Annotated in this window: 12 protein-coding genes; 4 read left to right on the top strand and 8 right to left on the bottom strand. The window is 64.6% G+C overall.

Annotation, left to right across the window (positions count from 1 at the left end; genetic code table 11):
- Positions 1–44 precede the first annotated feature (44 nt).
- Positions 45–380, top strand: a complete 336-nt coding sequence (locus ACLQ62_RS15740) for an FAD-dependent oxidoreductase (RefSeq protein WP_411722572.1) — start codon at positions 45–47, stop codon at positions 378–380.
- Here ACLQ62_RS15740 and ACLQ62_RS15735 read toward each other — a convergent pair.
- The 5 genes from ACLQ62_RS15735 to ACLQ62_RS15715 all read right to left on the bottom strand — a co-directional run bounded on the left by ACLQ62_RS15735 (position 304) and on the right by ACLQ62_RS15715 (position 5,504).
- Positions 304–825 (bottom strand): hypothetical protein, encoded by a 522-nt coding sequence (locus ACLQ62_RS15735; protein ID WP_411722571.1) that lies wholly within the window; start codon positions 823–825, stop codon positions 304–306. The two genes, ACLQ62_RS15740 and ACLQ62_RS15735, sit on opposite strands and share 77 nt — an antisense overlap.
- A gap of 65 nt (positions 826–890) precedes the next feature.
- The gene (locus tag ACLQ62_RS15730; RefSeq protein WP_411722570.1) at positions 891–2,054 is read right to left on the bottom strand and encodes a sugar ABC transporter substrate-binding protein; all 1,164 of its coding nucleotides are present in this window, start codon (positions 2,052–2,054) and stop codon (positions 891–893) included.
- Positions 2,055–2,111: 57 nt separating this feature from the next.
- Positions 2,112–3,119: an ABC transporter permease gene (locus tag ACLQ62_RS15725; RefSeq protein ID WP_411722569.1), complete on the bottom strand. Its 1,008-nt coding sequence runs from the start codon at positions 3,117–3,119 to the stop codon at positions 2,112–2,114.
- Positions 3,116–4,648 (bottom strand): sugar ABC transporter ATP-binding protein, encoded by a 1,533-nt coding sequence (locus ACLQ62_RS15720; protein ID WP_411722568.1) that lies wholly within the window; start codon positions 4,646–4,648, stop codon positions 3,116–3,118. The genes ACLQ62_RS15725 and ACLQ62_RS15720 overlap by 4 nt, the downstream gene beginning before the upstream one ends.
- A 307-nt stretch (positions 4,649–4,955) precedes the next feature.
- Positions 4,956–5,504, bottom strand: coding sequence for a TetR/AcrR family transcriptional regulator (locus ACLQ62_RS15715; RefSeq protein ID WP_411722567.1), 549 nt, complete (start codon positions 5,502–5,504; stop codon positions 4,956–4,958).
- Positions 5,505–5,558: 54 nt separating this feature from the next.
- On the opposite strand from ACLQ62_RS15715, the gene ACLQ62_RS15710 reads away from it, so the two are divergent.
- On the top strand, positions 5,559–6,524 hold the full coding sequence (locus tag ACLQ62_RS15710) for an alpha/beta fold hydrolase (protein ID WP_411722566.1): 966 nt from the start codon (positions 5,559–5,561) through the stop codon (positions 6,522–6,524).
- 263 nt (positions 6,525–6,787) lie between these two features.
- Positions 6,788–7,993 (top strand): hypothetical protein, encoded by a 1,206-nt coding sequence (locus ACLQ62_RS15705; RefSeq protein ID WP_411722565.1) that lies wholly within the window; start codon positions 6,788–6,790, stop codon positions 7,991–7,993.
- Positions 7,994–8,052: 59 nt separating this feature from the next.
- On the opposite strand, the gene ACLQ62_RS15700 is transcribed toward ACLQ62_RS15705, so the two are convergent.
- A complete protein-coding gene (locus tag ACLQ62_RS15700) occupies positions 8,053–8,310 on the bottom strand; it encodes a hypothetical protein (protein WP_411722564.1) in 258 nt (85 codons plus the stop codon).
- A 138-nt stretch (positions 8,311–8,448) separates the two neighbouring features.
- Positions 8,449–8,601 carry a PadR family transcriptional regulator gene (locus ACLQ62_RS15695; RefSeq protein WP_411722563.1) on the bottom strand — a complete coding sequence of 51 codons (153 nt, stop codon included), beginning with the start codon at positions 8,599–8,601 and terminating at the stop codon, positions 8,449–8,451.
- Between the two features lie 371 nt (positions 8,602–8,972).
- Here ACLQ62_RS15695 and ACLQ62_RS15690 point away from each other — a divergent pair, with 371 nt between their 5' ends.
- The gene (locus ACLQ62_RS15690) at positions 8,973–9,881 is read left to right on the top strand and encodes a hypothetical protein (RefSeq protein WP_411722562.1); all 909 of its coding nucleotides are present in this window, start codon (positions 8,973–8,975) and stop codon (positions 9,879–9,881) included.
- Between the two features lie 99 nt (positions 9,882–9,980).
- On the opposite strand, the gene ACLQ62_RS15685 is transcribed toward ACLQ62_RS15690, so the two are convergent.
- The gene (locus tag ACLQ62_RS15685) at positions 9,981–10,289 is read right to left on the bottom strand and encodes a hypothetical protein (RefSeq protein ID WP_411722561.1); all 309 of its coding nucleotides are present in this window, start codon (positions 10,287–10,289) and stop codon (positions 9,981–9,983) included.
- Positions 10,290–10,645 lie beyond the last annotated feature (356 nt).

The raw sequence follows: 10,645 nt of genomic DNA, 5'->3' as shown, positions 1-10,645 counted from the left end.
GGAGCCGACAGCGCTGTCGCGTACCCTTCGAGCCGCGCCAACAGTTGCATTGTGCGCTGCCAGGAGTCCACGTCAGCCGTCTTCACGAGTGCTCCTGCATTCGGGATGATGTCGACCCAGCCCTCGGGCAGGCAGTGCACAACGACGTGGTCGTCGCCGGCTCCGGCCCCACCGGCGTCGCTACCGCGCTCATGCTTGCTCGGCATGGCGTTCAGGTCACCATCGTCACCCGGGAGACCTGGGTCGCGGACTCGCCGCGGGCGCACATCACGAATCAGCGCCCGATGGAGATCATGCGGGCCCTCAACCTGGAGGCTGCCGTTCGCGCACGCTTCTCCGCGAGGCACCATGGCCAGCCAGGTCGTCGCCACGGCGTTTAACGGCACCGAGCTGGGACGCCCGCAGCATCATGAGTGTCAGCGGCCCGGTGAACTCCCACCGGTACGGGATGGTCGGGTTTCCGTAGCTGACGTCTCCCGGTCCCAGGTGCACGGGTGGGTGACCGTCAGTCGGAGTGAGCACGCTGCTGCCGGTCAGGTGCACGACGACGATGTGCCTCGTGTGCGGCGTGCGGGCCACATGCTCGGCGGTGCGCGTGACGATCAGCCGCGGAGCGTCAACGCTCAGCAGATCCAGCTGTGTGCGATCAAGCTGCCCGCGGATGAGCTGGCCTTCTGCGCGAATCCATTCTCCAGGCGCATCCTCGCGGCCGTCCGGGCCGGCGAAACGCCCCCAGCCGTCCAGCGCCCGCCCGAAATCACGAGCGCGCGCCAGGCTGCGCACGGGCCGCGACGTGCTCAGCACACCTGGTCCCGCCTGCACCATCCGATCCCCTCAAGCCCTCACCGGCCCCTGCCCGTGGGCAGAGGCCGGTGCGAGAGTGGCATTCGCTACTTGATCCCCCACAGTTCGAGGAACCCCGCCTGATAGTCCGCATCGCCGAACCATTCACCGGACGCCTCAGCCTCGGGCGTCAGTGTGAGATTGCCGAGGTTCGACTCGTTGAACGCGCGACGGAACGGGAAGTCGAGGTTCTGAACGGCAGGCTGCCCGGCAGCCAGGCGCGCGGCGGCGTCAGCCAGGTACCAGCCAAGGGCAGCCTTGTTGTAGGCGACGGCGGACGCGATGTTCCCACCCGCCTCCATGTCCTGCAGCGTGGACAGGAATCCGTCGACGCTCGCGACAGTGACGTCGTCGCGCGCGGAAGACTGGATGCCCTGGGTGACGGCCGGCAGGAACTGGTCGAACTGCGCCTGGATGTAGGTGATGTCGGGGTTCGCCACGAGCGTCGAACTGATCAGGCTCTGCAGCCTGTCGAGCTGGCCCGAGTTGATCTCGATGACCTCCACCACGCAGTCCGCGCAGCCCTTCTCGTAGGTCGCAAGGATCCCCATGTCGGCCCACATCGTCGTCGCCGGGGTATCGGTCAGCTTGATCACGAGCACGTTCGCCTTGGCGTCCGAGTCGGCGATAACCCAATTGGTGGACCAGCTCTGCAGCAGGACCTGGTTCTCCGTGACGTAGGCGACCTGCGAAGGGTCGGCGTCGCCCGCCGGGGCGGTGAGGCCCTGCACCCAGGGGATTCCCGCGGCAGCCAGGTCGGCGAATGCCGTCGGCGCGAACTCCGGCGTAATGCCGGCAGTGACGACGGCGCCTGCGTCGGCTCCGATCGCCTGCGCCACGCAGCTCGAGATGTCGGCGGGGTTCGCCTTGCCATCGCAGACCTGGATGGTCGCATCGACGTTGCTGAGCGCATCGGTCAGGTGTTCACCGATGACTTTCAGGACCGGAACCTGAAGTGTGGCCGGGATGTAGTACACCGTCTTGCCGGCGATGGCGCTGGCGTCGAACGCGGGACCGGGTGCCTCGAACTCGTCGATGGAGACGGATGCCGCATCCACCATGTCGCGAGCGGTCTGCGCTTCGGCGCTGAGTTCGGCAGCCGGTTCACCGGCTGCCCCCGGCGTTCCAGCGTCCCCGCCGGAACAGCCGGCCAGGATGATGATGCTCGCGGCGGCGACAGCGACGCCGAGAGCTCGTAGTGACTTGGTCATTCGGGGAACTCCATTCTTGGGTGTGGATAGTGGGATTGCGAGGAGCCCCTCACGGGGTCAGCCCTTTACTCGGCGCTGGAGCACGTGCGACACGGTGACGGCGACGATCAGCGCGGCGCCGTAGAAGACCTCGGTGACCCAGCCGGTCAGCCCGAGCAGCTGGAGACCGAAGACACCGGTGATGAGGAAGTACGCCGCGATGAACATCCCGATCGGGTTGAACCGGCCAGGCACGACCGCAACCGTGCCGAGGAAGACCGCCGCAAACGTGGGGAGGAGGTATGCGCCAGCGGATGCTGGGTTGAATCCGCCGTTGCCGACCGAGATCACGATGCCGGCGAGACCCGCCAGGAGCGCGCTCGCAAGATACGCCCCGATCCGCACGCGGCTCACCGCGATGCCGGCAAGCGCGGCGACTGCACGGTTGGAGCCGACGAAGGCCATGTGGCGCCCGATCGGGGTGGCTCCCATGATGTAGGCGACGATCGCGACGAGGAGGAGTCCGTACCAGAACAGATGCGGCAGCCCCAGAAACCGACCCGTGGAGATCGCTGCGAGCCCGCGGTCGAGGCCGCTGACCGTGGTCTCCCTCGACAGCAGGAATGCGAGTCCGCCGGCGACGCTCCAGGTACCCAGTGTCACGACGACCGAGTTGATCCCGAGCCCCACGATCAGCGCGGCGTTGATCGCTCCCAGGATGAGGGCGATGACCAGCGCACCCACCACCGCAAGGCCGACGGGCCAGCCATGGAGGACTGCAAGCGAGGGGACTGCGACCGCTGAGATGCTGAATATGCCCGCGAACGACAGATCGAACTCCCCGACCGACATCGTGATCACAACGCCCAGGGCCAGAAAGATCACGGGCGTGATCTGGCTGAAGACCGTGCGCATCGCGTTGAACGCGCTGACGTCACCGGGCACAAGCGCCACGAGAATCAGCAGCATGATGATCCACAGCAGCACCAGGGCATATCGGGTGAGGATTCCGGACGTGATCCGTCGCGCGGGCGAGACGTGCCTCGGAATCGTGATATTCGAGGTCGTGGTCGTGGTGGTGGTCATCGGCCTGATCCTTCGGAGTCGTGGAAGATGGCGGAGAAGACGTCGTCGGCGGTGAACGGGCGAACGAGTTCGGTCAGCACCTTCCCCTCCTCGAGAACGAGAACGCGGTCGCAGACCGCGGCGAGGTCATCGACCTCTGAGCTGCACAGCACGACAGCGGCACCGTCGACCGCGGCCTGTCGCGTAGCCCGCAGCACCGCCGAGCGAGCGCCGACGTCCACCGCCTGGGTCGGGTCGTCGAGCACAAGCGCAGAGGGCCCGCCCAGCAGCCACTTGCCCATGAGCACCTTCTGCTGGTTGCCGCCCGAGAATGTGGCGACGACGGCATGACGGTTCGGCGGCGTGACGTCGAAGGCCTTGAGCACCGACTCGGTTTCGACCTTCTGCCAGCCCAGCCCCGTCCACCACGCCTTGCCGCGCTTGTGCAGGTGCGGAAGCGTGACGTTCTCCTCGACCGTGAGATCGGTCGCCAGCCCCTGGCCATGCCGGTCCTGCGGGATGTATGCGACTCCCGCTCGAAGAGCCTTCTTGATACTGGCGCTTTCGAGGGAGAGCTCGGTGTCGTCGACGAGGACTGTTCCGCGACCCTTGGCCGCACCTGCAACCAGCGGCGCGAGGCTCGAGAGACCAGAGTCGACGCTGCCGGTGAAGCCGACCACTTCGCCGCGCTTGACAGATGCGGAGACCTTGCGGATTCGCCCGCCGCGGATCTCGCGCAGCGAGATCCCGCCGTTCCGGATCTGCGAAGGCATGCTCCGGGTGAAGTCGTCGAGCTCCCCGGAACGCCCGAGCACAAGCCTGGTCAATGCCGCTTCGTCGAGGTCGGCTGTCGGGAGCCCCATCTCGACGACGCGACCGTTGCGGAGGGCGGTCACCCGGTCAGCGATCCGGAGCACTTCCTTCAGGTTGTGACTCACGATCACAACGCCGGTCCCCTGAGCGGTCAACAGCTTGACCATGTCGTAGAAGTCGTCGAGGGATTCTTGCGGGATCGCGCGCGACGACTCATCGAATACCACCACGCCACTGCCGGCTTGTCGCTCCTGCAGTGCGCGGGCGATGGCCACACCAACGCGCTCACTCGGACGGAGACTTCCGACCTTTGCCTCGGGCGAGATGTGACCCAGGTTCAAAAAGTCGAGGGTCTCCCGCACCGCTTTCGCGTCTTTGGCGTTGTTGATCCAGCCGGTGAACCGGGCGGTCGAGTGGCGGCCGACACGGACGTTCTCGCGCACGGAGAGGTCGGGGATGAGCCCGAGGTCCTGATGGACGAAAGCGAGTCCCTCCTCGTGGAGCCTGCCCGGATCCACCGGGGTGCCGATGCGCTCGCCGTCAACGAACACCTCGCCGCCGTGGTCGGCACGGTAAACCCCGCTGATGAGCTTGACCAACGTCGACTTCCCTGAGCCGTTTTGTCCGATCAAAGCGTGGACCTCGCCTGCCTGGACCTCCAGGTAGGCGTCTTTGAGCACCGTCACCCCGGCAAACGTCTTCGACAGGGAGCGTACTTCCAGTCTTGGTGCGGTCATTGGCGCGACACCTCCTCGTGTAGCAGCGGCGCGTCATCCTTGACGCACTTTGTTCAGGCATGTTTAGCATTCACTAGACTTCACGTCTAGTGACATTGCGCAACGTATTTGTAACACACGATTGGGGAGCATGCATCCAATCGTGTGTGAAACCCATGCGAAAAGGGATCGACCGTCTCCTCCGGGCGGCAACGCGCAACAATCAGTTTGATGATGCAGATTCCGCGCCCTGAACCGCGGTGAATGAGGAGCTCGAGGGCGGGACGGTAACTCCGATCGCGCCGCTCCGGAGTCTCGCCGGGTGACGTCAGCCGGTCGGCAACGCTCCGGCCACAACCGTTTCGAAGATCGGCTGCGGATCGGTGTACGCATTTCGGGCGATGCGGTGCAGGATGAGCCCTTCGAAGCACGCGGCGATGGTCTCGGCCGATGCCTGCGGGTCGCGTGCTCCCATCGCAGCGAGACTTGGCACGACGGCCGCCTCGATGGCCGCTCGCCCCCGTGACAGCGCTTCGCGAAGCACAGCATTGTGGCTGGCTTCCATGAACAAGACGAGCCTGGCGGTTGTCAGCTCGCGGTTGTCCCTGGTCGTCATCTCGAGCGCGGTGCACATCGAATCGACGAGCTCGGCCGGTGAGCGCGGCGAGAACGCGACACTGACCATCGGCAGTTCCCGCTCGACGATCCAATCCGCCACTCCCGCGATGAGTGCGGCACTGGTACGGAAATAATTGGACGTCGAGCCCTTGGGCAGCTCGGCGCGCTCGTCGACGCGGACGTGCGTGAGGGCCCGAAGCCCACCCGTCGCGAGCAGGCTGATCGCGGCATCCAGCGCGCGTTGTCGAGTCGGCGTCATTCCTTCACTATAGACATAGTGGACCGCACGCTCGGTTCGCATTACGATGTCGCCATGGCCGAGATCGAGCCTGACGGCGGGACTGGTTCCGAGATCAGTTCCGGCCGTCGGGAAGACGCTGAAGCGCTACCTCACCTTGACGGGGTTCGACATGTCTTTGTGCAGCTGGCGGGTCTTCGGATGCATGTGGCCGAGGCGGGCGCGGGCGAACCCCTCCTTTTCCTACATGGCTTCCCCCAACACTGGTGGGCGTGGCGCACGGTTGTTCCGGCACTCGCGAAGCAGTACCGGGTGATCTGCCCGGATCTGCGAGGGGCCGGCTGGACGGATGCCACCCCCGAGGGATATACGAGCGATCAGCTTGTTGCAGACGTCGTCGGGCTGCTCGACGAGTTGCACCTCGAGAAAGTGCATCTCCTCGGTCATGACTGGGGCGGGCTGGTCGGGTACCGGCTGTGCCTGAAGCATCCGGAACGGGTGAAGCGCTTCGTCAACATCGCCACCCCGCACCCGTACCCCGAGTTCCATCCGCGACTGCTGCTTCACGTGTGGCGGCTCTGGCCGATGTTCGCCGTCGCTACGCCCGGACTCGGACCGTGGCTGCTTCGTGCCGGACGCCAGAGGTTGCCGCGCTGGATGATGACCGGTGATACGACCGACCAATCCGTCTGGACGCCGAGGGATCTCGACATCTTTCTGGCACGCCTGCGAAATCCGGCGCGAGCTCGAGCCGGATCCGCCCTGTACCGTGCCTTCATCCTGCGTGAGGCGAAACTGGCCAGCGCCGGCGCTTACCGCGAAATGCGCTTAAGAACCCCGACGCTCTCGCTCTACGGCGCGGTCCTCTATGGCGGAAACGATCACACAAGGGAGCACCCGGAAATCGTCAGCGGCTTCGAAAACCACGCCGACGACTTCACGCTGCGGCGCATCCCGGGCGCCGGCTACTACATCGCCGAAGAACAACCCGGCGCCGTGGTCGCCAACACCCTTGCGTTCCTCAACGGTGCCCTCGAGTGACTCGATACCGTCAACCTGCTGTCACCGGTTGAGCCAGCTGCGCCCCCCAGCGGCGCGCTCGCTCGGCTATGACATCCCCGCCGGGCAGTTCGAGATCGCGTTGCCGCCAACGGGGTTCCCATCTCAGAGTCAGTCACCTAACATCGCAATCGCCTGCTTGGAATCGGGAGGTCATGATGACCGACAGACACAACTGGTACATCGTCCCGATCGACCAGTCCATCACGACGCTCATCTCGGGGCAGCGGCCGAGCTACGATCTGTTGAACGAGTACGCGCTTCAACGTTTGATCTACAAGGAGCGCGAGTACGGAATCAACGTGAGCTGGGCTGATCTTGACCCCGCTAACCCTTCTGTGTTCGTGATCGGACAGTCTCCGGGAGCTTCCAGAATCACCTACAACGAACTGATCGCCATCGGCATCCGGGAAGGTGGTTACCTCAAGTACGGGGCGCGCAAGTACGGGATCAACCTGACCTGGTCGGAGACGCCCGTTTTCGAATGGCGGATAACTCCCACCGATCCCATGCTGATCGGAAGCGAGGTGCAGCTTGGGCAGCCGGTGGGGCTGGTCAACGAAGTTGCGAATGACACCCTGTTCTACGACCCTCGCCGCTACGGGATCAACCTGAAATGGCTCCGCGACAAAGGAAAATACAACAGCCGACCCTGGTACGCGCCCATCACGGATGCCATCAGCGGCTTCGTCAACCAGCTCGTCAATCTGCTCGGCGAAATCGTCGCACGTACCATCAACTTCGTCGACTTCCTGCTCACCCTGGTGGGCATTATGATCCCCAAAAAGGTGAAGGTACGCATCCTCATTTTGCGCGACTCTCAGGGCGTCGCGCTGCTGGCCGACCCAGGCAATCCCGCCCAACGCGCGACCGACGAGCAACAGATTCAGAGGGCGGTCGCCGTCATGCGGCAGTGTCTGGAAAGGATCAACGTCACTGCCATCGTCGGGGACGGCAAGACGTTGTACGAGATACTTCCGTTCCCCGCACCAGGCCACGCGCTCGATGTGAAATGCAACGGGGGCGCACTTGGAGAGGACTACAAGGCAACCGGCAGGTACTTCAGGTCGCACACCACCGGCGGGCTCTTCGGCAGCCCGATCACTATTTTCGTCGTGCGGGACGTCGAGGGGAAGGTTGGTTGCTCTCTGGGGCCACTGTCCAACTATGTGACCGTCGAGGCGGCTAAAGGATTCGCCGACTATGTGCAGGGCCCAGGGGATCCGGCGGCGAACGAACCGCGCCCGACCACGCCCATGCACGAGATCGGGCACGCCTGCGGGCTCTGGCACAAGAAGGTGCCGTGGTACGAGACCGATCAGGCACGGAAGCGCAACAATCTGATGAAGAGCGGGACACCCCGCGGAACCCGCCTTACCCGGCTACAGCGAGCGATCCTCAGAAGTTCGAGGCACGTGACCTACACGACGACAGGAACGATTACCGACTGAGTGGCAGGCAGCTCCCCGTCCGCCCTGTTGCAAGGGTCTTTTGCTCACGAAGTGAGAGTTCACTCGCCTCTGGCTAGCTTCGCGAGTTCACGCAACGCCTCGTCCGCCCAGGTGATCGCGGCCCGAGCCGAGTGCTCTCCGGCAGCAATGGTGAGGAGCACATAGGGCGCGTCCGCTACGAGTCGGGTGTCCTCGAGGAGCTCGGCGCGGGCGGCACCCAACTCGACGAGACGCTGTTCGGCCGCTTCCCGGGCGGAGAGCACCAGGTCTGCGCATTTCTCCGGTCCGAGCTGCGCGCCGAAGAAGAGTCGCAGCAACAGACCATTTCGCGGCTTCGATCCCTGGGGTGGCTCCGCGAGAAGCTGCCGAAGGCGCTCCAGCCCCTGCGGCGTGATCCGATACGTGGTCGACCGGGAATCATCCGAGTGCTCGCGCTCCACAAGTTTTTGTCGCTCCTACTCGGCCAGGGTCGAATAGATCTGGCCGAAGCTCTCGCTCCAAAAGTGCCCGAGCGTGTCACGAATCTCCTCGCGTAACGTGTAACCCGTCATCGGCATGATGCTCAGTGCGCCCAGGATTGCCGTCTGTGACTGATCCGAACGAGCCACGAGCAACCTCCGAGCTATCTCCTAGATAGCCAGAGAATAGCCCGGTGATGACCACCCCTGGATAATCCAGCCGAGGAGACGGTGAATCGGTCCGCTCCACGCAAGCCGCGGGGCTGGACGGGGTGGGGCGACGGATGCATAATTCCGGTGAAACAAAATCCGACCCATGGGCGGTACGGAATCACAGAGTGCGCCTGTTCGCACGGTCAGGCGAATGTCTCCCCCTCCTCAGGACGCCAATCGCGGTTTTCTCCGCCTTCCTGTGCTTTCCGCCCGATTCGATTATTTAGAGGTTCCCCATTTCTCGCTCCCACCGGCATCCGGCTGTCGCCGCGGTACTCCTCCTCGGTGCGCTTGCGCTCTTCAGCCCCGTGCCCCCCTCCTCCGCCGCTGGCCCCTACGCCTTTGCCGTCATCGGCGACGTGCCCTATGGCACTGCTCAGCTCTCCGCGTTCCCCCGCTACATCTCCGACATCAATGCCGATCCGAACGTCAGGCTGGTCAGTCACCTCGGTGACCTCAGCAGCCCGCTCGACTGTTCCACGAGCTACTTCTCGAGCGTTCGCGGCCATTTCGACCAGGTCGTCGATCCTCTCATCTATACGCCCGGTGACAACGAGTGGGCGGACTGCTGGCGAGCGCCGACCGGCGGAGGGTACCCGCTGACCAAACTCGCTGCGTTGAGGAGCACGTTCTTTCCCGCGCCAGGCACCTCCCTTGGCATGACCAAGATCGCGGTATCGGCGCAGTCCAGCTACCCCGAGAACGTGACGTTCAATCAGGGCGGACTGACCTTCGCCGCCGTTCACGCCGTCGGCTCGCGCAACGACCTGGTGCCGTGGTACGGGGCGTCCTCGCCGTCGACGACCCAGAAGGCCGAAGTGACTGCCCGGATCGACGCCGCCATCAGCCTGATTCGGGACACTTTTGTGCGCGCCAAGGGCGCCGCCAGCCGCGCCGTCGTGCTCATCACCCAGGCCGACATGTTCATCCCGAACGAGGGGACGACGTACAAGAGCGGCTTCCAGAAGATCGTGCAGACGATCGCTTCGGAATCCCGATCCTGGGGTAAGCCGGTCTTCCTTATCAACGGCGACACCCACGCCTACCGCAGTGACAAACCGCTGACCTCGTCGACCTGGTTGAGCTACTACGCCGTTGGGTCGAGCGTCCCGAACCTGTCACGGATCACAATCAAAGGCGGAACGAGCGAGTGGACGAGGTTCACCGTTGTAACCACCTCCGCAGTCCTGCAATGGCAACGGGTGCCGTCGCCCTGACGCGGTAGCGCTGACGCGGAGTCCCAACAGCACGGCGAGCGCAGCACTCCCTTGCGGGGGCGGCGCTCACCGATGCCTTGGTGCTGAAAGGCAGGCGGCCTATTCCTCAAATTCGACGTTGCCGCGGCAGGCCACACCTGGGCTGGGCACTGCTTCCTTCAATCCGTGACTCACGTACCGGCCGTAGCTCTGGACGTGGCCGTCAGTGACGGCGTCGTCATTGAACTCGGGCGGATGGTTCTCCTCAGCGTCGGGGAGGTCCTGACCCGAGAAGGCGCAGGCCGAACTGGCGTGCTCGGGGGCCGGGACCGGCTTCCCGTTACCCGTGGTTTCGCCGGCTTGGGCTGCGCTGGCGCCGCCCATGACGAGTCCGAGTGCGAGGATGCACCCGATTGCCATGCGTTTCATGTGTCTCCCTATGGTCAAGGGACGGACTGGATGGCGTCGCGCCAGCGGCTCCGCCCCACCTCCGCGAGATATTGCTCCTGGTGGCGCGGCGTGGCCCAACGGGGCAGCCGGGATATTGCGGGCGACGTTTCTTGCGTTCGTCGATGGCTGTCTGACCGGGCACGGCGGCGGCAAGGCGATTTTCGATGCACTGCGAGCACCCTGACGAGGTCAGCTGGGCTGCTGTCTTGTCGGAGAAGACGGCATCGACAGGAGACGCTCCGCGGCGTCGTGGATCACCTGCGCGACCGGATCGAGGGCACTCATCCGCAAAGCCCACTGCTGCCAGTAGAGCGTCACATCGACCGCGTGCCCGG

Origin of the sequence: Mycetocola sp., assembly GCF_046716805.1 — a bacterium.
In the GTDB taxonomy this organism is placed as follows: Bacteria; Actinomycetota; Actinomycetes; order Actinomycetales; family Microbacteriaceae; genus Mycetocola_A.
This window is presented reverse-complemented; position numbering and strand designations above follow the sequence as displayed.

Bases quoted from the DNA above. Each gene is read 5' to 3' on its own strand.
- ACLQ62_RS15735 (WP_411722571.1), bottom strand. From the start codon at position 825: ATGGTGCAGGCGGGACCAGGTGTGCTGAGCACGTCGCGGCCCGTGCGC.
- ACLQ62_RS15730 (WP_411722570.1), bottom strand. From the start codon at position 2,054: ATGACCAAGTCACTACGAGCTCTCGGCGTCGCTGTCGCCGCCGCGAGC.
- ACLQ62_RS15725 (WP_411722569.1), bottom strand. From the start codon at position 3,119: ATGACCACCACCACGACCACGACCTCGAATATCACGATTCCGAGGCAC.
- ACLQ62_RS15720 (WP_411722568.1), bottom strand. From the start codon at position 4,648: ATGACCGCACCAAGACTGGAAGTACGCTCCCTGTCGAAGACGTTTGCC.
- ACLQ62_RS15715 (WP_411722567.1), bottom strand. From the start codon at position 5,504: ATGACGCCGACTCGACAACGCGCGCTGGATGCCGCGATCAGCCTGCTC.
- ACLQ62_RS15710 (WP_411722566.1), top strand. From the start codon at position 5,559: ATGGCCGAGATCGAGCCTGACGGCGGGACTGGTTCCGAGATCAGTTCC.
- ACLQ62_RS15685 (WP_411722561.1), bottom strand. From the start codon at position 10,289: ATGAAACGCATGGCAATCGGGTGCATCCTCGCACTCGGACTCGTCATG.